The organism is Candidatus Nitrosoglobus terrae, from assembly GCF_002356115.1.
Taxonomy (GTDB): domain Bacteria; phylum Pseudomonadota; class Gammaproteobacteria; order Nitrosococcales; family Nitrosococcaceae; genus Nitrosoglobus; species Nitrosoglobus terrae.
This window is the reverse complement of the sequence record NZ_AP014836.1, coordinates 1,302,873-1,325,701: the sequence shown is the minus strand read 5'-3', so window position 1 is coordinate 1,325,701 and position 22,829 is coordinate 1,302,873. Positions and strand designations below refer to the sequence as shown.

At 42.9% G+C, this 22,829-nt stretch carries 17 protein-coding genes; 15 read left to right on the top strand and 2 right to left on the bottom strand.

What is annotated here, in order from left to right:
* Nucleotides 1–5 precede the first annotated feature (5 nt).
* From TAO_RS06300 to TAO_RS06270, 7 genes are all read left to right on the top strand, one after another.
* Nucleotides 6–1,196, top strand: a complete 1,191-nt coding sequence (locus TAO_RS06300) for a TIGR03088 family PEP-CTERM/XrtA system glycosyltransferase (RefSeq protein WP_096527118.1) — start codon at nt 6–8, stop codon at nt 1,194–1,196.
* Between the two features lie 38 nt (nt 1,197–1,234).
* Entirely contained in the window at nt 1,235–2,368 is a 1,134-nt protein-coding gene (gene wecB / locus TAO_RS06295) for a non-hydrolyzing UDP-N-acetylglucosamine 2-epimerase (RefSeq protein ID WP_096527117.1), read from the top strand.
* A gap of 67 nt (nt 2,369–2,435) precedes the next feature.
* Nucleotides 2,436–4,376, top strand: coding sequence for an XrtA/PEP-CTERM system amidotransferase (locus TAO_RS06290; RefSeq protein WP_096527116.1), 1,941 nt, complete (start codon nt 2,436–2,438; stop codon nt 4,374–4,376).
* Between the two features lie 52 nt (nt 4,377–4,428).
* Nucleotides 4,429–5,643 (top strand): TIGR04063 family PEP-CTERM/XrtA system glycosyltransferase, encoded by a 1,215-nt coding sequence (locus TAO_RS06285; protein ID WP_096527115.1) that lies wholly within the window; start codon nt 4,429–4,431, stop codon nt 5,641–5,643.
* Between the two features lie 13 nt (nt 5,644–5,656).
* Complete coding sequence (locus TAO_RS06280) at nt 5,657–6,772, top strand: glycosyltransferase family 4 protein (protein ID WP_231910609.1); 1,116 nt, start codon at nt 5,657–5,659, stop codon at nt 6,770–6,772.
* On the top strand, nt 6,762–8,123 hold the full coding sequence (locus tag TAO_RS06275) for a phenylacetate--CoA ligase family protein (RefSeq protein WP_096527114.1): 1,362 nt from the start codon (nt 6,762–6,764) through the stop codon (nt 8,121–8,123). The genes TAO_RS06280 and TAO_RS06275 overlap by 11 nt, the downstream gene beginning before the upstream one ends.
* 132 nt (nt 8,124–8,255) lie before the next feature.
* Nucleotides 8,256–9,710 carry a lipopolysaccharide biosynthesis protein gene (locus TAO_RS06270; RefSeq protein ID WP_145955147.1) on the top strand — a complete coding sequence of 485 codons (1,455 nt, stop codon included), beginning with the start codon at nt 8,256–8,258 and terminating at the stop codon, nt 9,708–9,710.
* Nucleotides 9,711–10,171: 461 nt separating this feature from the next.
* Here the strand turns inward: TAO_RS06270 and TAO_RS06265 are convergent, their stop codons facing one another.
* Nucleotides 10,172–11,152: a sulfotransferase gene (locus tag TAO_RS06265; protein WP_172419072.1), complete on the bottom strand. Its 981-nt coding sequence runs from the start codon at nt 11,150–11,152 to the stop codon at nt 10,172–10,174.
* A gap of 68 nt (nt 11,153–11,220) precedes the next feature.
* Here TAO_RS06265 and TAO_RS09650 point away from each other — a divergent pair, with 68 nt between their 5' ends.
* The 5 genes from TAO_RS09650 (at nt 11,221) to TAO_RS09645 (ending at nt 18,680) form a co-directional block, all read left to right on the top strand.
* Nucleotides 11,221–11,388, top strand: coding sequence for a hypothetical protein (locus TAO_RS09650; RefSeq protein ID WP_172419071.1), 168 nt, complete (start codon nt 11,221–11,223; stop codon nt 11,386–11,388).
* Nucleotides 11,389–11,752: 364 nt separating this feature from the next.
* On the top strand, nt 11,753–12,733 hold the full coding sequence (locus TAO_RS06260) for a polysaccharide deacetylase family protein (protein WP_096527111.1): 981 nt from the start codon (nt 11,753–11,755) through the stop codon (nt 12,731–12,733).
* 84 nt (nt 12,734–12,817) lie between these two features.
* Nucleotides 12,818–13,954: a GNAT family N-acetyltransferase gene (locus tag TAO_RS06255; protein WP_096527110.1), complete on the top strand. Its 1,137-nt coding sequence runs from the start codon at nt 12,818–12,820 to the stop codon at nt 13,952–13,954.
* Nucleotides 13,951–15,831: an asparagine synthetase B family protein gene (locus TAO_RS06250; RefSeq protein WP_096527109.1), complete on the top strand. Its 1,881-nt coding sequence runs from the start codon at nt 13,951–13,953 to the stop codon at nt 15,829–15,831. The genes TAO_RS06255 and TAO_RS06250 overlap by 4 nt, the downstream gene beginning before the upstream one ends.
* A gap of 155 nt (nt 15,832–15,986) precedes the next feature.
* A complete protein-coding gene (locus tag TAO_RS09645) occupies nt 15,987–18,680 on the top strand; it encodes a Kelch repeat-containing protein (RefSeq protein WP_172419070.1) in 2,694 nt (897 codons plus the stop codon).
* A gap of 117 nt (nt 18,681–18,797) precedes the next feature.
* Here the strand turns inward: TAO_RS09645 and TAO_RS06240 are convergent, their stop codons facing one another.
* Nucleotides 18,798–19,397, bottom strand: coding sequence for a tetratricopeptide repeat protein (locus TAO_RS06240; protein ID WP_172419069.1), 600 nt, complete (start codon nt 19,395–19,397; stop codon nt 18,798–18,800).
* Nucleotides 19,398–19,456: 59 nt separating this feature from the next.
* Here TAO_RS06240 and TAO_RS06235 point away from each other — a divergent pair, with 59 nt between their 5' ends.
* The 3 genes from TAO_RS06235 to TAO_RS06225 are packed head-to-tail and all read left to right on the top strand — an operon-like array spanning nt 19,457 to nt 22,828.
* Entirely contained in the window at nt 19,457–20,674 is a 1,218-nt protein-coding gene (locus tag TAO_RS06235) for a glycosyltransferase family 4 protein (protein ID WP_096527106.1), read from the top strand.
* A gap of 35 nt (nt 20,675–20,709) precedes the next feature.
* The gene (locus tag TAO_RS06230; RefSeq protein ID WP_096527105.1) at nt 20,710–21,639 is read left to right on the top strand and encodes a glycosyltransferase family 2 protein; all 930 of its coding nucleotides are present in this window, start codon (nt 20,710–20,712) and stop codon (nt 21,637–21,639) included.
* A gap of 10 nt (nt 21,640–21,649) precedes the next feature.
* Nucleotides 21,650–22,828 carry a glycosyltransferase family 4 protein gene (locus TAO_RS06225; RefSeq protein WP_096527104.1) on the top strand — a complete coding sequence of 393 codons (1,179 nt, stop codon included), beginning with the start codon at nt 21,650–21,652 and terminating at the stop codon, nt 22,826–22,828.
* The last annotated feature ends 1 nt before the right edge of the window (nt 22,829 follow it).

Here is a 22,829-nt window from a genome sequence, read left to right as displayed (position 1 = left end):
AATCAATGATTGTATCTTCTCTAAGAAGAGGTCAGCCCTATGCTGTGGTTTTTAACCATAAAAATCGACCCGTGATTGCCCATGTGATCTTCCGGTTGCAAATAGGTGGCTTAGAAAATGGGCTTGTTAATCTGATTAATCATACTGCTGATAGGTATCAGCATATTATCATTTGCCTGCGAGATTTCTCATCAATTTTTGCTCAGCGTATTCAACAGCCTAATTTGCCTATCTATGCATTGCATAAACGAGAAGGGAAGGATATAGCCATTTACTTTCGATTTTGGCGGCTGATACGTAATATTAAACCTGACATTATTCATACGCGGAACCTTGCGGCCTTGGAAATGCAAGGATCTGCTGCACTAGCAGGAGTAAGAGCACGCATTCATGGTGAGCATGGCTGGGATGTTCAGGATCCGGAGGGAAAAAATTGGCGCTATCGCTGGTTACGTCGCTTACATCAACCGTTAATACATCAATATATTGCGGTATCACAACATATTGCTAACTATTTACATCAAGGAGTAAATGTACCACTTTCCCGTATCAATCCTATTTGTAATGGTGTTGACACAGAACGTTTTTATCCTAAGCGAGATCTCTCAGTATTACCCACAGGATTTGCCAGTGAAGACAGTTTAGTAATTGGGACTGTTGGCCGGCTTGAACCTATTAAGGATCAAGTTACTTTAGTGCACGCTTTTGTAAAATTAGTGAATCAAATACCAAGTGGTAAAAATTATTTACGACTTGTTATTGTAGGCGCTGGATCTCTGCATCCTAAGATTGAAGCCCTTATTGCAGAGTCAGATCTTACTCATCTTGTTTGGTTAGCAGGTGATCGTGACGATATACCCGTATTGTTACAAGCTATGGATATATTTACTTTGCCTTCGTTAGCAGAAGGAATTTCCAACACTATATTAGAGGCCATGGCAACAGGTTTACCTGTAGTGGCCACCCATGTAGGAGGAAATCCAGAATTAGTGATAGATTCTGTAACTGGGGTTTTGGTACCTGCCGCTGATCCCCAAGCTATATCGGGAGCTTTAGTCAATTATGTTGATAATCGAGAATTGATAAGAATGCATGGTCATACAGCACGCCAGCGCGCTGAAGAGAAATTTGGGATTAAATCCATGGTAGCTCGCTATACTGCATTATATGATTCTTTACTAGAAGCTCAGACTTAAAATTTAGCTATAAATAACTAATAACAAGAAGTAAAGTGATGAGTCTGCCTAAAAAAACAGTGATGTGTATTGTGGGTGCTCGGCCTAATTTTATGAAGATTGCACCGATTATGGCAGCACTTGATGGTTTGGCACCCTTAAGCTTAATACATACTGGGCAGCACTATGATGCAGCCATGCAGTTGCTATTTTTTCAGCAACTGGGCATACCTAAGCCGGATATTAATCTTGAAGTTGGCAGCGGTAGCCATGGCTGGCAGACTGGGCAAATCATGCAACGTTTTGAACCTATAATAGAAACAACAGATCCAGTTGCAGTATTAGTGGTCGGGGATGTTAACTCGACCATTGCCTGCGCGTTGGTAGCTACCAAGAAACAAGTCCCTGTTATTCATGTTGAGGCAGGTTTACGCAGCTTTGATCGCAGTATGCCAGAGGAGATAAATCGGGTCTTAACTGATCAGCTGGCCCAGCTATTGTTTACCACTGAACGGTCGGCTAGGGGAAATTTATTGCGAGAGGGTGTAGAAGATCATCGTATTCACTTTGTCGGCAATGTTATGATTGATAGCCTATTTAATCATTGCTCAAAGGCAGTTATAGCCAAAGAAACACTGATGAAATCTAGAGGAGAGGGTGCGGTAGAATCCTGTGCTAAAGGCTATGCAATATTAACCTTGCATCGTCCATCTAATGTAGATGAAATTACTACCTTACAGCGTATAATTCTGCTACTTCAGCAAATTAGTGAGCGTATCCCGATTGTTTTTCCAGTGCACCCCCGTACAAATGCAGCGCTTGATCGAAGTGGTTTACGTCAAAAATTAGCACAAATCCCGGGGATATTCCCTATCCCTCCAGTAGGTTATTTAGAGATGCTTGGATTACTAAAGAAAGCTCGGTTAGTACTCACAGATTCTGGAGGAGTACAAGAAGAAACCACTGCTTTGGGGATTCCTTGTATCACTTTACGCGATAATACGGAACGTCCTATTACGGTAGAAGAAGGAACGAATACAGTCGCAGGTATTGCTTTGGAACGAGTACTTTCAATTGTTGATGATATTTTAGCTACAGGCGGGAAATCTGGCCGTATTCCAGAGTTTTGGGATGGAAAAGCTGCCTTTAGAATTCGAGATGTTATGTTGGGTTGGTTAGATGATCTAAAGTAAGATGGAAATAGGTCGCTAACAATAATAGGGTGGTTTTCAGGAAAAAATAACTTTTCAAAACTCTTGTATGTGTGGCATAGCAGGTATTTTTGATCTCTACGAGCGCCGTCCTATTGACGCTGACATTCTCTCTCGTATGAATGATATTCAGAGTCATCGAGGACCAGATGATAGGGGCATTCATATTGAATCGGGTATTGGTTTTGCGCATCGCCGTCTTTCTATCATTGATTTATCCTTTGGTCATCAACCATTGAGTAATGAGGATGGTACAGTTTGGGTAATTTTCAATGGTGAGATCTATAATTTTAAGGCGCTAATGGATGATCTGAGTCGTCGTGGCCATATTTTTCGCACCCGATGTGATACAGAGGTTATAGTCCACGCTTGGGAGGAGTGGGGAGAGAAATGTGTACATCGCTTCCGGGGCATGTTTGCCTTTGCTATATGGGATCGGAAACAGGAAACGGTCTTTCTGGCTCGGGATAGATTAGGCATTAAACCACTTTACTATGGACTACTGCCCGATAAGCGTTTAGTTTTTGGCTCTGAGCTTAAGGCGTTATTAGTACACCCAGATTTACCTCGTCATCTTGATCCTTTAGCAGTAGAAGATTACTTTGCCTTTGGATATATTCCAGATCCACGTACTATTTTCTCTAGCGTCCATAAGTTAGCGCCGGGGCATACGCTGACGTTATGTCGGGGATCAGTAATACCAGAACCACGACAATACTGGGATGCCATTTTTGAGCCAAGAGCATTAGAGTTAGAAGAAACCATAGAAAAGACTTTAGTTGAGAAGATTCGTGAAGCGGTCGATATTAGATTGATTGCAGACGTACCTCTGGGTGCGTTTCTCTCTGGAGGCGTAGATTCCAGTGCTGTTGTAGCGATGATGGCTCAGCTTTCGGATAAACCGGTACATACCTGCTCAATTGGGTTTTCAGACCCTGCATTTGATGAGTCTAATTATGCACAGCAAGTCGCCCATCGCTATGGTACTGATCATTACCATGCTCAGGTGAATCAGGATGATTTTGGGCTGGTTGATCGCTTAGCTGGAATTTATGATGAGCCTTATGCTGACTCATCAGCAATTCCCACCTATAGGGTTTGTGAGCTTGCTCGCCAACAAGTAAAAGTTGCCTTATCTGGCGATGGAGGGGATGAGCTTTTCGCAGGCTATCGACGTTACCGGTGGCACTTACATGAGCAGCGAATACGTGATTTATTACCATTAAGTTTACGACGACCGTTATTTGGTAGGCTTGGGCGAATTTATCCCAAGCTGGATTGGGCTCCTCGCGTTTTTCGTGCTAAAACCACTTTTCAGGCACTAGCACGAGATACTGTTGAAGCTTACTTTCACAGTGTAGCGATAATCTCGGAGGGATTACGTAATAGTTTTTTCAGTGAAGATATGCGCCGTGATCTTCAAGGCTATAGCGCACTGGAGGTTTTAAAAGAGCATGCCTGCCATGGACCTAAGCACCCATTGTTGCAGGTACAGTACTTAGATATGAAGACTTACTTACCTGGAGATATCCTGACTAAGGTAGATCGGGCGAGCATGGCCCATGGGCTTGAAGTACGGGTACCGTTATTAGATCATCCACTTGTAGAGTGGGTTGGGACGCTTGACCCTAGCCTTAAATATCAAAGCGGGGAAGGTAAATATATATTTAAACGAGCTTTACGCCCTTATCTTTCGGATGAGATCTTGTATCGGCCGAAAATGGGCTTTGCAGTACCCCTTGCAGCTTGGTTTCGAGGACCATTACGTGAACGGGTACGGACGGTGGTTACTGGAAGAAATTTAACTGAAACTGGTTTTTTTGAGATGAAATCTCTGCAACGGCTTGTTGATCAGCATTTATCAGGATTACGAGATTATAGTGCACCTATTTGGTCTCTTTTGATGTTTGAGGCATTTTTACGACAAACTCTTAAAGGGGAAAGCGCTATAACTCATGAGTCTGAGAGTCCGTTTCGTAAAGTGGTATAAGGCTATTAGCGTTCGTAATTAAAATTAGCCTTGAAGTGGGCTTAAGTTAAGAATGAAAATCCTCCATGTCCTTGATCACTCTCTACCACTTCAAAGCGGGTATAGTTTTCGTACTTGGTCTATCCTCAAACAACAACGGGCCTTGGGCTGGGAAACTTTTCATGTCACTAGTCCTAAGCATAATGTAGCTGCAGGCAAAGTGGTAGAAAAAGAAGAGTTTGATGGATTTGAGTTTTTTCGGGTCTTAGATCCATTAAGTAGGGTAGATAAAATTCCTCTTCTACGGCAATGGGTGGTTATTAAAGCATTAGAATATAGGCTACTAAAATTAATTCCAATAATAAAACCTGATATTATACATGCTCACTCACCCGCCCTAAATGGTAAGGCTGCTATTCGTGCTGCCAAACAATTTGGGATACCCGTAGTTTATGAAGTACGAGCCTTCTGGGAAGATGCTGCCGTAGATCATGGAAAACATCAAGCATGGGGAATACGTTATCGCTTATCCCGAAATTTAGAAACTCAGGTATTAACCCATGCAGATGGTATTGTGACTATATGTGAAGGACTCCGGAGTGAGATTATTGAGCGGGATGTTCCGTCAGAAAAAATTATTGTGGTACCTAATGCAGTTGATGTTGAACAGTTTCGTTATAGTTATTTTGAAGATTCTCAGCTGCGAGTTTCTCTAGGGCTTGAAGGGAAATTAGTTTTAGGGTTTCTAGGTTCATTTTACGCTTATGAAGGATTGGATCTATTATTACAAGCTTTCCCAAAGATTCTAAAAGAATATCCAAATGCTCGAGTGTTGTTGACTGGCGGGGGACCTCAGAGTAAACATTTACAACGGCTTGCTCTAAAGTTAGGGCTAACTGATAAGGTGATTTTTACTGGTCGGGTACCAAATACGGAAATATATCGCTACTATAATTTAGTGGATATTGCCGTCTACCCACGCCTTCAGATGCGACTTACAGATCTAGTGACTCCTCTTAAACCACTGGAGGCGATGGCTCAGGGAAAGCTTGTTGTAGCTTCTGATGTGGGCGGGCATCGAGAGCTGATTAGAGATGGGCAGACTGGTTCTCTCTTTAAAGCTGGAAATATAGAGGCGTTGGCCTCTACGATTATAGCTTTACTCGGGAGTCCTCATTGTTGGGATGCTTTCCGTGAGGCAGGTCGTGCTTTCGTAGAGACAGAGCGAACTTGGACGCAAAGCGTGATGAAGTATGCTTCATTATATTCCCGTCTTATAGATAGATAAGAGGCTAAAGATATTGCTTAAGATTGGCTTGATTGGTCCATTACCTCCGCCGAGCGGTGGTATGGCAAATCAGACTTTGCAGCTGGCCAGTTTGCTACGTCAGTCAAATATCCAAGTTGAGTTGATCCAGGTGAACGCCCCTTATCATCCAATGTGGATAAGCCAGTTTCATGGTTTAAGGGCAATAGCGCGTTTGTTGCCTTATTTATTCCAACTATGGAGAGTATCAGGACGGGTGAATGTATTTCATATTATGGGAAACTCTGGTTGGTCTTGGTATCTTTTTGCAGCGCCTGCTATATGGATTGGCTCTTGGCATGGGGTGCGTGTTGTTCTGAATTATCGGGGAGGAGAAGCTGGGGTATTTTTTGAGAGATCATTTCGCTGGATTCGATCTACCCTAAAGCGGGTTAATCAGATTATTGTACCCTCGGGGTTTCTTGAGGATATCTTTTCTAGATATGGATTCTCAGTATCAATTGTGCCTAATATTATTAATTTGTCGAGATTCTCTCCACAGGGGCGATCTAAAAATTTAGCTACTACTGATCCGCATATTGTTGTCTCTCGGAATTTAGAATCCATTTATGATATTCCTACCGCTATACATACGCTGAAAGCAGTACATCGTCAGTTTCCTACGGCTCGAATGACGATTGCAGGGTCAGGAGCTGAGTTAGAGTCATTACAAGCTTTGGCTCATGAGTTAGAACTTTCCGATAGCATTTACTTTACAGGTAGAATTGATAACGATTCTATGGCGAATCTTTATGATTCTGCTCATATAGTATTGAATACCAGCTTGGTTGATAATATGCCTATTTCGATTTTAGAAGCACTCGCAAGTGGCGTACCTGTTGTGAGTACTGCTGCTGGGGGTATTCCTTATTTAATCACCCATCGTATCGATGGGCTTCTTACCTCTTTAAGGGATGCTGAGGCTTTAGCTGCCTGTATTATAGAGCTATTAAAAAACGCTGATCTTCGGAATAGGATCATCTCTGCGGGTTTGGATAAAGTACGGCAATTTCAATGGGATTCAGTGCGGCCAAAATTATTTGCCGCTTATGGCTATTCAACAACCGATGATAGATATAACTTAAGTCAGGCGGGATCAGGTGCAGCGTAGCTTGTATACAAAGCTAGTAGCTTCTGCGTTATTTCCTTTGCATGAGCGGCTTAAAGGTCATACCACTACGCAAATTCTTAAACGGCTAGAAAAATCACAATGGCTGCCCCCTGAGAAGCTTGAATCTCTTCGTATTGAACGGCTACGAGTATTTCTCAAAGAAGCACAATTACATGCGCCTTATTATCGAGATTTATTTCACCAGATAAAGTTTTTGCCAGAGCAGCTAACTAGCCTTCAAGATCTTCAACAAATCCCTTTATTAGATAAATCGACGATCCGCGAGTATGCTTTAAAGCTTAAAGCAGATAATATAGATACCTTAATGCCGTTTAACACCGGTGGCTCAACGGGTGAACCGCTTATTTTTTATCTTAGTAAAGATAGGGTTAGCCATGACGTGGCTGCTAAATGGCGAGCAACTCGATGGTGGGGAGTGGATATTGGCGATCCAGAAGTTGTCATATGGGGATCGCCAATAGAGCTTAAGAGTCAAGATCGGCTGCGAAAATGGCGGGATCATCTTCTACGTAGCCGCTTACTGCCGGCATTTGAGATGTCTAAGCATAATTTAGATTATTTTATCGCTGAAATTCAGCGTCTGTGCCCAAAAATGCTATTTGGCTATCCAAGCGCTATTGCCCATGTTGCAAGGCATGCACAAGAGTATGGTGCGCAGATGAATACTCTGGGTATACGGGTAGCTTTTGTCACGGGAGAGCGCCTCTATAATAATCAGCGTCTCCTTATTGAAGAGGTGTTTGGGTGTTCGGTAGCAAATGGATATGGTGGGCGTGATGCAGGTTTTATTGCCCATCAATGTCAGGCCGGCAGCCTGCATATTATGGCTGAGGATATTGTCGTGGAGCTTATCGACCATAAAGGAAAATCCGTGCCAATGGGCGATTCAGGAGAGATAGTCATTACCCATCTTGCCACTAATGGGTTTCCCTTCATCCGTTACCGTACTGGAGATATAGCCGCTTTTGATGATCAACGATGCATTTGTGGACGATCTCTTCCCGTAGTTAAAGAAATCCAGGGGCGAACTACCGATTTTATTGTGGCCTTAGATGGAACTGTAATGCACGGGTTAGCTCTAATCTATGTTTTGCGGGATCTTTCAGGAGTGAGATCATTTAAGATTATTCAAGAAAGTAAAGCTGAGATACGAGTGTTAGTAATTCCTACAGAAAAATACGATAATCTTACGGGAGATCTGATTCGGCGGGGTTTTCAAGATCGCCTTGGTAAAGAGGTTTCTGTGATTGTTAATTTAGTTACGGAAATACCTCCTGAGCGCTCAGGTAAATTTCGCTATGTTGTAAGCCATGTAATAACACACCCATAGTTATGGCGCTTTCTTTAAAAATTAATCAAGAGTTTTGATTCTGTGAAAATACTTCAATAAAGGCTTCTAGCACCTTTTTTATTTATATTTTTATTTATGATGAGAAGTTTTCAAAAGTGGAGAAAATAAGTATTGGCTAGCGTTCGTAAGAGCTTACTGATTTCAACAGCAGAGCGCGGTTCTTCGATGGTTTTAATGATCATCTCTACGGTAATTATTGCGCGGTTATTAACCCCTCAAGAAATAGGCATTTTCTCTATTGGTATGGTATTAGTGAGGGTTGCTGATTCAGTACGAGATTTTGGTGTTAGCCAGTATATCATTTGCACCTCTGAGCTGACTAAAGAGAAAATGCAGACAGCTCAAGGGATTACCTTACTGGTAGCCTCAGGATTAGGGTTAGTGCTTGTTATGTTGGCTCAACCTCTGGCGAATTTCTACGGTGAGCTTGGAGTATATAAAGTAGTATTAGTTTTATCAGCTAATTTCTTTCTGCTGCCATTGTGTACTGTAGTCATGGCTTATTGGCACCGTGAAATGAGTTTTGGGCGTATTTATTTAGTGCATATGAGCGCCCAGATAACCCGGTTTATAACCGTACTTACTCTTGCGTTAACAGGTTTTAGTTATATGAGTATGGCTTGGTCGCAAGTCGCAGGTACGCTTGCTATGGTGATGGTGGTTGCCTATTTTCGTCCTGAAATAGCCCCGCTACGCCCCTCTATGCATGGTGGGCGTTCTGTAGTTTCTTTTTCGTCAAAAGCAATGAGTGCAAGTATTGCCCGTGAGATAAGCGAGGGTTCTCCTGAATTGGTTATTGGTAAACTACAGGATGTTAATGCAGTGGGTCTATTCGGGCGCGCAGTCGGTACTATCCAGATATTTGAGCAAGTTATTCTAGCTTCTATCCGTCCGGTAATATTACCTTATTTTTCTAAGCATAAGCGTCAAGGAAAAAGTATTAAATATCATTATTTGCAAGCATTGACTTATGTAACAGGATTAGCCTGGCCTTTTTATGGGTGTCTATTTTTTCTGGCTGGACCCGTGATTCGGTTACTGTATGGCCCTCAATGGGTATCTTCGGTACCCATTGCTGAGATTCTCTGCTTTATGGGTGTCTTACGGATTTTGTTCTCCCTTAATCAAGAACTTGCTGTTGCACTAAGTAATCCAGGGGTAACACTACGTATTAATATTATTAGTGGTATTTTTAAACTTGCTATATTAATAATTACTGTTCCTTACGGGTTAAAGGCTGCCGCCCTAGGTTTAATAGCCGCCACTATTATCCAGATTCTCCTATGGATCAGATCGTTACAAAAACTTCTTGGCATTGATATAGCGGGATATCTTCAATCACTTAGTAAGAGCATGTTGGTAACTTTGGTAAGTGTCCTACCTATTATGCCCCTATGGTTTGCCTATGATAACCTGTGGGATGTTTCAGTAAATGAGTTTGTAATAACCGCTCTAGGGGCAGCAGGGGCATGGATAATTGCTTTATGGGTAGTTCACCATCCTTTAGCGGATGAAATAACCCATGCATTGCGTGCATTCCGAAAAAATTCTGCTGCAATGCTGTGAGAGGAGAGTAATCTGTCAATAAAATATCTAGCGCATTTTCGGATCGGGTTTTAGTGGCTATTTCTTATAATCAAAATCAGCTGCCTATATCAAGATAAGCCTTTTATGGCTGGATCGTCGCTGAAGCTTTGGAAAAAATGATATAACTACGTGACTTAATTGGCCGGAGGAATTAGCGATTAGCCACCACGTTGCTTGGAAGCATAATGTTGGTTATTTATTCCCTTTTTGAGCAAACGGGAGATTTTAATGAGCGTCTGCCTCTATATAAGACGAGAATAATAATCTTTGGTAAAATCTAGCCTTAGAACCAGATTTGGTTTTTGTACCACAGCGGATAGCTGCCCTCAAATAAAGGGAAGCTATTTAGGCTCTGCATTGGTTAGCTTATGCCGTCGTCATGGAAGAATTTAATTACCTCAGCCATAGGAAGGTAATCTAGCCTGTTTTTCAGCCTTAGTTTAATGATTCGTTGGATTATAACCGAGTTGTTTTGCTACTGAACCTGCGATTTGACGGATGATCATTAACTCATACCAAGAGAGATGCCTAGGTATGGCATCAATCCCTATATGCCCCGTGATGCGTCGAGATAGTACGTTGCTATCTAACTCAAGATTGAGATATTCGGCTAGCTGATTTATTTCATAGCAGCTACTAGTCAATTTTTCAAAGGGTATTAGTACTCCACCAATATGTTTAGCATTTTGTAAATAATCTTGAACAAGCTGAGTCCAGAATTTAGCAAAGGTATAGGCGTTTGGTACAGGGTGATTAGGCCAAGCCGCATAATAAGTTAGGCCTTTGTAGGAGCGATAAGCATTATAGACGTTTCGGTATAAGAATAGGAACTTAGCTTTTGGGTAGAGCCATTTAAGATATAAAGCGTGTTGGGTATTAAGGCGTACTTCCTTAAGCCCCCAATGCTGTGCTCCTGCCGCTTTTGCAGGTTGAGCAAAAAGGTAGTCAAAAAATTGTAGGTGGGCCGCTTTCAAGTGATGGGATTCTGGGTAGAGATTGGCAATCCAGGCAGCAGATAGATCTTTTAATTGCGGGGTATTTTTTAAATAAAAATGCTCTGGTGGGTATTTCTGATTGAAAGGCTGTAAAGTTGAGGCGAGAGTTTGAATATAGTTGCAATGAGCGTATGGCTCACCCCAAATAAGCGTGTTCCCGCTAGAGCAAATTAAGCGCTGAAGGAGGGTAGAGCCGCTGCGCCAACCGGCAGAGAAAATAAAGATAGGAGCCTCTTCCGAGGAGGGTTGTGTTTTATCTGTGCTTGAATGCTCCAGATATCTAATGCCTTCAGCAATGGTAGATAGTCGTTCTATGGCGCGCTGCTTTTGATAATAGCTGGTGTATCTAAATCCTACTTTAGCAAGTATGGTACCAAGTTGGCGCCGAGTGTACTGATGAAAAGCGGTGAAAAACGAGTTAGACATTTGTAGCCTCATAAGTAATTATGAAAAAGGCGATAATGGCGGTAATATTAAAGTAAAAATATGAAGATATGAAGAATTTTAGAGATCAGGATACAGTACTAGTGAATTCTTACCGTCAGGTGATGAGCAAAGAATACCGAGGGGAAACCTTTGAGGAACTACCTGTCCATGCAATTCAAGGATTGCATGGTTTTTTAGAAATAGTAATTCAGTACCATATTCTTGAAGGAGGATAGGTACTTGATGTTGAGGCCGGTAACGGTGCTATGTTGGTGCGTTTGACAAAATTAGGATACTAAGCATTAGCTATCGGTATTGTCGAAAAGAACTTCAGACTTCATGGCAAGATGCCCTTTGTAGTCGTTAGTTTGAATCAGCCTTTCGCTACAGATATATTAAAGACATATTCCGATTTCGCGAGGCGTTAAGCTGTTACGGCTAGGATGGCATCATCGTTACCACATCTAAACCTAATATTGAAAACCTTGGGCATTTTAAGAGTGTTAGTATTAAACAGAAATTACCCTCTCTTCCTGCTGCTTTGCAGGGGGAGCATTAGTAGGTAGGCAAATTGCCTAATATGTAGTCGTATTATAGATAATGAAGATAGATCTCTTTGAAATTTGGATAGGAAAAATTCTTAACCTACCAGGTGGTTCTCGACTTTCCGTGCTGATTTATCATCGAGTGCTTCCTAAACCCGATCCACTACGGCGAGGGGAAGTGGATACGGAAGCCTTTGAAGGTCATATGAGAATTATAAAGCAGTATTTTTCTGTGCTACCGCTTACTGAAGCAATACAATGTTTACATCAAGGCGGTCTTCCAAGACGAGCACTTTGTGTGACTTTTGATGATGGTTATCAAGATAATGTAACCCATGCCCTACCGATACTACAACGTCATGGTTTATGCGCTAGTTTTTTTATTGCCTCGGGGCATCTAGATGGCGGACGGATGTGGAATGATACCGTGATCGATGCGATAGGCCAAGCTTCAGGATCAATTTTAGATTTGAGAGAGCGGGAATTGGGTTGCTATGATTTGACTACATTAGAATCTCGTCGACAGGCGGCTACAGCGCTTATTGCTCAGCTAAAATATTCAGATGAAGTTAATCGGCGAGAGGAGATAGCAGCTTATATACTTGAAATGGCAGGTAATCCGCTTTTAAATAGCCCCATGATGAATCGCTCTGATATAGTGACCCTTCGCCAAGCTGGGATGGAGATTGGCGGGCACACTCGTAATCATCCTATTTTATCCTGCTTATCGTTTGAGAGAGCACAGGAAGAAATTATCTCTAACAAAAAAGAACTGGAGGAAACACTAGGTGAGCCTATTGATCTTTTTGCTTACCCCAATGGAAAGCCAGGTATAGATTTTAGGCGGGAGCACGTGGAGATGGTAAGGGCAGCTGGCTATAAAGCAGCAGTGACTACAGCGTGGGGAGCCGCTCGCCAAGGGGTGGATCTTTACCAGATACCACGGTTTACTCCATGGGATCGTACACCACTACGTTTTGTCGCCAGGTTAACTGAAAATGCATTACGATATCGACCCGTAAGTTGCCCTTTATAAAAAATATAAATAGCTCATCATCCTTAGGGATATATGGCGGTTAAGCGACTTTTCAGATCTAAGCTATAAAACCAGTTTTAAATAATGAATCATATTCAAGTAGAAGTAGTAGAGGATGAGGATCACTTTTTAGGGCTGAAATCACAATGGAATATGTTGGTAGATCAGGTTTCTAGTTCTCATCATATATTCCTATGCTATGAATGGTTCGATTCGGTTTGGCAATGGCGTCGACAAGAGGCTAAGCTATGGATATTATTGGTGTGGCGAGACTCAACTTTGATTGGGATCTGTCCCTTTATCCGCTCTACTTGTCGGTTGCGGGGGTTACCGTTGCGCGTTGTAGAGTTCTTATCTGTGCCGGATACTCAGTACTGCGATCTTATTGCTATGCCTGGAGAGGAATCTCTTATTACCTGTACATTAGCAGGCTGGTTAAAGAGATGCAGTTACCAGTGGGATCTGGTTGATTTACGGTATTTACCAGTTTCAGCTGCAATAGATACTCTGGTCGATAATCTTGCTGCTAGCGGGTTTGCTCAAGCAATAGGCGCGGAAACGCGAAATTATTATATCTCGCTAGAAGGAGGATGGGAAAATTTCTACCAAAAGCGTAGTCGACGCCTTAAAAAAGGCAATAATCTTGTGGCTAATCATTTAACTCGGGCAGGTAAAATTGAGCTTGAGTGGGTACAAGATTTTTCTCGGAAGGAAGTAGCGCTACAAACTGCAGTTGCAATGTCCGTGTCCAGTTGGAAAGAGGATAAGCTTGGTGCTTTAAATAAAACAGGCCCTTATGCTTTTATTCGGCGTTTGACGGAATATGCAGCACACTGTGATTGGCTGTCTATCTGGATTTTGTGGCTTAATGGCCATCCGCTAGCCTGTGAATATCAGCTTAAGTGCCAAAATAATATTTATGCACTACGTTCTGACTATGATCTGACTCAAGCAGAGCTTTCACCCGGTACTTATCTGAACTGGAAGATTATTGAAGCCTTATTTCAAACTTCTTTAACCCGTTATTACTTTGGTCCCGGTGATAATAGCTATAAGCTCCGCTGGACGGATTCAGCTGAATCTTTAAAGCGGCGATTTGTATATGGTCAATCTGCTTTAGCCCGGTTAAGTTATTTTGTGGAAGAGCATGGAATTCCTTTGCTGCGACGCTTGCGTAGTTTTATTAAAGTTTTTGCTACCTCTAAGGAGATTAAATCATGAGAGGGCTATGGGGTTGGTTTCAATATAATCCAGGGTCTGAAGAGATAGGGCGATGCCTTTTATCGATTATGGCTCAAGAGAATCTAGCCAGTAGCCCTGTTTTTGTTAACCATTCTATCGCAGTCACTGGCCATCATCCTGATCGTCTACTGATTAGAGAACAGGAGGGTGTTATTGCAGTTGTAGTGGGTAATGCTCGTTGGAATGATGATCCCCTAAATGAAGATATGTTGCAAGGGTTAGTCAGCAGATTTCGTCGTGATAGGCTAGAAATGTTAGCTCAGCTAAAAGGGGCTTTTGCTTTAGCAATACTAGATAGCACTGAGAATGAGGCGCTATTAGCTGTAGATCGCTATGGAGCTTATGCGCTTTGTTATAGCGAGATGAATGGATCTTTAGTTTTTGGCCCCACTCCCGCTGAAGTAGTGGCTCACCCAGCCATAATCACTGAAATAGATTCCCAATCTATTTTTGATTATGCCTATTTTCATATAATTCCAGCGCCAAAAACTATCTATCAAAAAGTATGGCGGCTACCTCCAGGTCAAGCACTACATTATCGTCGAGGAGTAATTGAAGCAAAACCTTATTGGCGCTATGTATTCCATGAGCAGGCTCGGCAACCGCCACTGGCAGAGCTTAAGGAAACGTTTCGGGATACATTATGTCAAGCTGTTACTCGATCTGTGCAAGGGAATAAGTCTGTTGGTGCGTTTTTAAGCGGAGGTACAGACAGTTCTACTGTAACGGGTTTACTAGGTAAGGCCCTAGATCAGCCGGCACGTACTTACTCTATTGGTTTTGCTGCTGATGGTTATGATGAAACCCACTATGCTCGTATTACAGCTAATCATTTTGGCACAGATCACCATGAATATTATGTAACACCCCAAGATATAATAACGGCTATTCCTAAAATAACCCGTGCTTACGGGCAACCTTTTGGCAATGCTTCGGCGGTTCCTACTTTCTTCTGCGCCCAATTGGCTAAAGAAGATGGGATTGATTGTTTACTTGGGGGCGATGGTGGGGATGAGTTATTTGGTGGCAATACACGTTATGCTAAGCAATGGATACTCTCTCTCTATGAGCAAATCCCAAAGATGCTGCGAAGAGGGTTAATTGAGCCCATAATTAAAGTTCCTCAAGCTCAGCGGCTACCTATTATAGCGAAACTACAGCGTTATATTGAACGGGCAGCTGTTCCAATGCCAAACAGGATGGAGTCTTATAATCTCATTAATAGAATAGGTTCGGAGCAGATTTTTTCTGGAAACTTCCTCACTTCTATTAATCAAGACTCACCGCTGCAACATTTGATTTCTCTTTATCAAGGAGTTGTTGCTAAGAGTCTTATTAATCGTATGTTGGGTTATGATTTAAGAATTACGTTGGCGGATAACGATTTACCTAAAGTGGTAGGGATGTGTAGTGCTGCTGGTGTTGATGTAGCTTTCCCGATGTTAGATGATGCTGTTGGTGATTTTGCAGCATCTTTACCGTCTAATTTCAAAGTCAAGCGTACACAGTTGCGTTATTTTTTTAAGGAAGCCTTACGAGGTTTTCTCCCCGATGCGGTGATAGCTAAGCATAAACACGGTTTTGGATTGCCTGTTGGTGTATGGTTAAAGGATTATCAGCCTTTGTATGAGCTTGTAGGAGATAGCTTGATGAGCTTGCGTGGCCGAGGGTTTATACAGCCGGCATTAATAGATGATCTTATTGGGCCACGCCTTCATGAGCATGCAGCCTATTATGGTACTTTATCGTGGGTTCTTATGATTTTAGAGCAATGGCTTCAGGAAGAGGAATCTACACGGCTGGCGCAGCAGAAATCTCTAGAGTCATTATCTATTTATAAAGCTAAAAATGGATAATATACTTTTAGTTTTTCTGCTTGTGATGGCCATCTTTGTATTTTCTACCGCTGGTTGGTGAACGGATAGCTATTATTAGTAAAGACTCGATATCTAACACTTAAATGAAATTTTAATCAAAAAATAATTTTATAATGTTATCTTTTAATTTTATCTTGCTAAGCATCATTTTTAGACAGCATGAGATTGTTAGCTTTATTAAATGCTGGGTATTAGTATGTGCTCTAGTAATTCTAGCAGGATCTGCGCAAGCAGCAATGATTACAGGCCCGTATCATGATCCGTCGAATTATACTGCGGGGTGGACCTCAGGGGCTTATGCTAAGGTAGGCGATGGACGCAACTGTATTATTTTTTTATTTGGCAATGCCACTGCAGGAACGCCAAACAACTCAGTACGATGTTTTGATTCATCGAGCAATACCTTTAGCTATCTACAACAAGCCAATGAAGGTTCAGGGCCCACCTTTGCGATAACGGGAAATGGAATTAACGATCGAGACAACCACTTAAGTCTAAGTATCCCTGGTAGAGGGCTGGTGATTTTGGGAGGCGCTTATTTAAATGGCAAACCTAACCAGAATGGTTTCTTTGATTACGCTAGCCTCCAGTGGGTTGATATTAATACGGTGATGGGCGGGTTGTTTAAAGCGCCTGCCGGATTTAACTGGTCTGCCTTTAATCCAGCGATGGTCTGGAGTGAAGATCAAAACATGGGCTTTGTCTATGGTGGAGCGTTCAACGGTAGCCCGAGTAAATTTATTACGCTGATTCATCCCCAGTCTGATGGAACTTATAGCTTGGAGCCTGTAAATGGAGTGGCCAACACCGATGCCTGTGAAAACATGCGTAATAGCGCGGTAGCGGCGGGACAGTGGGTGTACATTGTGGGCGGGGTGTGTAATGAGGGAGGCGTATTGGTTGATAGCAAAAAGTTTAGAAGATTTAATTTAGTAACCCGGCAATGGGATGTGAGTCTTCCTAATCTACCGGTTAGCCGTTCCTATCCCCAAGTCACCTATGATCAAGGCACAGGAGACATTGTTGTCTATGGGGGCAATCCTACCACACTGGGATCCAATGCCAACTGGACGGGCACCAATAGTGTGTTTACTTGGAATATTCATAACCAGGGGCCTGCTTGGGTAGACATTACCGCCCAAGCCAATATGCCGGCGGTACGGATGCCGTTTGGGGCCTATGATCCGACGACAGAGAAGCACTGTTATCGGGGGGGGGCCTATTTTGATAGCAATGGAAATATTATCTCTGGAGGCTATAGTAGTAGTAATACTTGGTGCTTACAGTTGGCTGGTAATGTATCGGGGGGCAGTAGTGGTTCTGTACCGCCTACCTCACCGCCGGTAAATCCAGATCCTCCCCCGCCCCCTGTGACTCCGCCGGTAAGTCCGCCGGTAACTCCCCCCCCAAGTTCCTCTGGTGGGAGCGGATCAAGCTCTACTGATAGCCAAATCCAAGCTCTACAAAAGCAATTGAATATATTGCTACAACAGTACACAGAAAATTATCCTGATGTGGTAATGACTAAAAATGAGCTTATGGCACTGTTAGCACAAAAAGCTCAACAATTAGGCGTTCCTATCAGTGGCAGCTCTTCTGTGGGTTCAAACCCTACTCCCCCGCCCCCTGTGACTCCGCCGGTAAGTCCGCCGGTAACTCCCCCCCCAAGTTCCTCTGGTGCACCGGCCCAGATTATTTCTGGAGAGATTAAAGTGACTGCCGTCCCGCAAGCGCTACCGCCGTTAAAAAGCAGCCTAAGCCCCTATGGAGCCGCTAAGCATATGCGCTTAACAGAACTGGGAGATGGCAAGCTGTATGTGGTGGCCGGTGACTGGGGTGGAGGAGATTATACCCCGTTTCCTTTTGGAGATAGCGTCGTTGCCCAAGATGGCCGACAAGATTTACACAGCTATGATGTCCTTGCGAACACTTGGAAAATAGAAGCCCATTACTGTGGTAACTCGACGGGCAACTATCCTAGGCATCCCGATGAAGTGGGCCAGCTATGGGATACGAAACGACAACGGATGTGGCTAGGGCCTGGGATTTGGTATCCCTACAATGACACCTGTAATCAAGGGGGGGGCTTTGGTATTCTCTCTTACTTTGACTTTATCAGCCGTCAATGGGTACAGCCGGAAGGCTTACCGGCAGAGCCGATGAAGACCATGCAAGCTCGACCAAGACCCTCTGCCCATGGGATTTATGATGCTCAAACGGATAAACTGATTTTCCTAGATGACCGTAGCGCCTACTACTTTGACCCCGATACCCAAACATGGGCCACCTATCCCCATACCTTTGGCTTGTTTGCCGATGGCACGGTAGCGCAGGTAGGCCGCTATATCTATATTACCAATGAGGCCAGCAGCATCATGAAAGGCTTTGGAGATGTCTATAGTTTATGGCGCTGGAATATTGATACCCATACCTTTGAGGAAATGGGATTGCTGCCTGATGACTTGCGCGATGGGAATGGGGATGATTGGGGAAGAGTGTACATGGCGGCCTTAGGCGATAAGATAGCCATGTATAAGCAGATGAATAATGGCGTATCAGGCAAGATAAACCAGTTTACGTATCCCTCTTCAGTGTACGTCTATGATGCCGCTAAAGATACTTACCAAAAGGTGGTGTGGGATGATCCCGCGACGACGTTAACCGATAAGATTAAAGGTAACACCATGACTTGGCATAGCTCGGGTTGGATGGTGCTCTTTGGCTGTGTGGGGGATGCCGGTTGTGATTATTCTCATCCGATGACTCATATTGGGCTGGTGGATTTAAGACAGTTTGAGGGTACGGGGGAAAATATACCGAATAATTAGGTGGCTGCCTAAGGGTTTTTAAACAATATGAGAGCAGTAATTTAACTAATATTAAGCTAATTATCCAGCGGTTATATAATTTCGGCCGCTGGGTAATGGTGAGGATAATAAGCGGTATTAATTAGATTTTTTGAGGGGCTTCCATGCTCCTTGTTTTTCTAGTAGCTTACGTAGCCCTAGGAAGGGGTAGTTAAGCGCATAGGCTTTTTGTGCTACTTTATTAGCTTCTTTAGCCTTTCCTTCATCTAGTAATGCTAGCCCTAGGTTATAATAAGCTTCACTGTAATCTTCCTTTAGGCTAATTGCTTTACGGTACTGAGCAATGGCCTCCTCAAGCTTTCCTTGGCGATGGAGATAGAATCCATAAATCCCATAGGTAGAAGCTGTATTAGGGAACAGCTTTAAAGCGCGACCAAAATACTCCTCAGCAAATTTGTATTTATGGAATTCAGAGGTATACTGCGCAAGTATCGTAAGTGCCCTTGGGTGGTTGGGGAAATAATCAAGAATAAATTTAATATTATTCTCGACTTTAGGATAATACTTGTCCCTCAATCCGTCATAGATAAGATTTATATGGTATCCTTCAACGTTGGTTAAAAGATTAGATGGCTGGCTTGCCCGATCATAATAATCGTATACACGCCGGGATTGGCTCTCTGTCGGTAGTATAAGCAGGGTGATCAGCAGAATACTTAGAGATAAATAACGTAACACGATTGATAAACTCCTTAGTTTTTTAGATTTTTTACAAAAAAATTAATTTATATTGGCACATGGCCGTTAATAAAGATCAAGCGGCGATTCATCGCGCTGTAGGTAATCTTGTCTATTTGTCTTGGTACGGAGATTTAGGGGGTGGTGAATTAAGGTTATTAGATCATATTCAAGGCACAAAGTTTCCCCATAAAGATATCACTGTAGTGTTAGGTGAAAATGGTTCTCTTGTAAATAGAGTACAAGCATTTGGCTGTAGCGTGTTAGTGTCTGGTTGGCACGGATCGGCTAGCGGCATTACTGGGTTGCTAGCGCGACGTCTTGGCCGTTGGCGTCTTGATCGCTTATTCCGGACAATAAAAAATACATCTAGTCTTAAGTCAATAGTTGTTTGTAATACCTATCCTGATTTAAATACGGGTGGCCGGTTAGCAGTTCGAAGAGGGCTTACAGTGATATGGCGTGCTAGAGCAGATACCTTTGTTCCTTGGGGTATTAAGCTGGAGCAACGCCAAGAACTTGTACGCTTTCTTAATGAAAACGTATTCCGTGTAGCAGCAACAACCCGTTATGAGGCGGAAGCTATGCTGGAGGCAGGTGTTAATCCTACATTAGTTGAAGTTATCCCTAATGGGATTCCGCTCAATACCTATAATACTGCCCAAGATAGAGGGCAGGATCTTCGCGCTCATCTAAATATCTCACAAGAAGCTTTGGTAATAGCGTTTGTAGCTCGTATGGTACCGCAGAAAGGGTATGAGGTATTTCTCCGGGCGGTTGCTAAGGTTCGAGGGCGGGTACCTCAAATTAAGGTAATTATTGCGGGTGATACTACCCTTTATCATGATGGTGAGCCCTATAAGAAAGATATTTACCGCCTTGTGGAACAGCTAGGATTAGCGGAGTCTGTGCATTTTTTAGGTTTTATGAATGATATTCCTGCAGTGATGACTGCAGCTGATCTTTTTGTTCATGCTTCTCTTAAAGAGCCATTTGGAACGGTGTTGGTAGAAGCTATGGCCGCATCACGTCCAGTAATCGCTGCAGATCTACCCGGCCCTCGTGAAATTGTACTTGAAGGGCAAACTGGGTTATTTCATCAAGCAGGTAGTGATCAAGAATTGGCATTAGCTATTGAGCAGCTTGCCTTAGATCGCGATTTACGAATTAGGTTAGGTAAAGCCGGCTATAAGCGTGCAGCAACGTACTTTGACGCGAATCATAATCTTGCTATATTAGATAATCTTTGCTTAGAAGCGATAGCGGCTGGTAGGTAGGGTAGGGTTTACCTAATAACTTGAGGATGTGATTTGTGCGGGTAGCGAAGACAACTGTTATTATCCCTGCCCGAAATGCTACTGAAACATTATCTAGGGCTATTGAGAGTGTTTTAAAGGTTAATTTACCTACTGAATTAATTGTGATTGATGATGGTTCAACAGATGAGACAGGAGCGCTAGCTTCTAGTTATAAGGAAGTGCAAGTTATCCGTACCTCAGGGATAGGTGCTGGAGGCGCTAGAAACATAGGGATCAAAGCCAGCCAAGGGGAATATATTGCATTTCTTGACGCAGATGATGAATGGCTAGAAGGCAAATTACGCCCTGAATTGGAGATTATGCAACGCTACTCTGATGTGGGTTTAATCTGTACTAATTTTGAAAAATGGCGAAATAATCAATTTATTATAAATGGATTTGATCAACATACTTCCGTTTATCTGCCGGGAGGTGAGCGGGATAGTGAGGGTCTCATATTCCGTGATGGCTTTGAGCGAATTTGCACCTCCTTATTTGTAGCTACACCCACTGTAGTGGGGCGTGCGGAGCTCTTTAGAGAAAATCTTTTTGATGAGCAATTTAGAATTGGTGAAGATCTTGATTTATGGCTCCGAATTTCGAGGCGCTATAGGATAGCTGCCATAGAAAGGCCTCTTGTGCGTACATACGATTATCCAGATAGTTTAGGTAGTGCTCTTGATGCAGTATTATTAGAAACGGAACAGGTATTAGCCACATTTAGGCAACGCGTGGGTAAGTTAACGACAAGCCAGCAAAGAGCGTTAATGAAGAAGCTTAGAATCGTTCGATGTGCGCGTGCCTATCAAGCACGGCAGCAGGGGCGTTATGGGAATGCATTGAGCTGTTATCTTGGTAGCTTGGCGGCAAATTTAAATAAAACTGCAGCTATTGGTCTAGTAAAGGTTTTCGTGGAGCTATTTCTAGGGCGAAGACCCAATTAAGTGACACCTAATGCGGATTCTTGTTCTTTGTGATCGTTATCCCTTCCCGCTGCATAATGGGCAAAATCTTCGTATTTATCATTATGTGCGCTCCTTATTATCTAAACATCGTTTTGATCTGGCCTGTTACGGGGATAAGGATATCCCTTCTCCTTTAAAGGATTTGTTTCATAAAATTATTGTCTTTCCACAACCGCAACCAAAAAAAGAGGCTCTAGGAATGCGGTTACGGAGAATGCTTTCAATAGATTTATCTCATCAAAGCCAGCCCATGATAGATTGGCTTCAGCAGCATATGTCCAGTCAAGCATATGATCTCGTATGGATGTCAGGCTGGAATACCGTGGTGAATGTACCTCGTTCTAGATCACTGCCTTTTGTTGCCGATATTGTTGACGAGGGAATTGTCGAGTATTGGCGAGAATTATGTACCGCTACTCATTTTATGGAACGGATACGAATGGGAAAGCGTTTAGTGCAAAATGCATTATTTGAGCGCTGCTATTTTTGTCCCGCCGATGCTTGTATTGTGGTCAGCGAGCTAGAAGCAAGTGTTTTGAGCCGTGTGTGCCCTAATACGCCCATATATACGATTCACAATGGGGTAGATGAAAACTATTTTTACCCTTTTGAGGGAGATTCAGATCCGGCAACTATTGTATTTGAAGGGTCAATGGGATTTCAGCCGAATATAGATGCTGCCTGTTTTTTAGTACAAGAGATTTTACCTCGAATTCAACAGCAAATACCGGAGGTAAAAGTAATTCTTGTGGGACGAGATCCTGCTCCAGCCGTACAAGCATTGGCGAGAGATAACGTCATTGTAACGGGATTTGTTGAAGAGGTAAGACCCTATTTAGCGCGAGCAACCGTATTTGTTTGCCCAATGCGAAAGGGCGCTGGAATAAAAAATAAAATACTACAGGCTTGGGCAATGAGTAAACCCGTTATTGCTTCACCCGTTGCTGCAGGTGGGTTGGTAATTCAAGAAAATGAAAATATCCTTATTTGTGCTGGTGCCGAAGCTATAGCCAAAGCAACAATAAAGGTTATTAAGGATAGAAAATGGCAACAATCCCTTGGCCAAGAGGGACGAAAAACGGTTTGTAGTCACTATACTTGGATGCGGAAGGCCGAAGAATTAGATGCAGTATTTCAAGCTGCTGCTAATTCTTTTTCAGGGAAGTAAA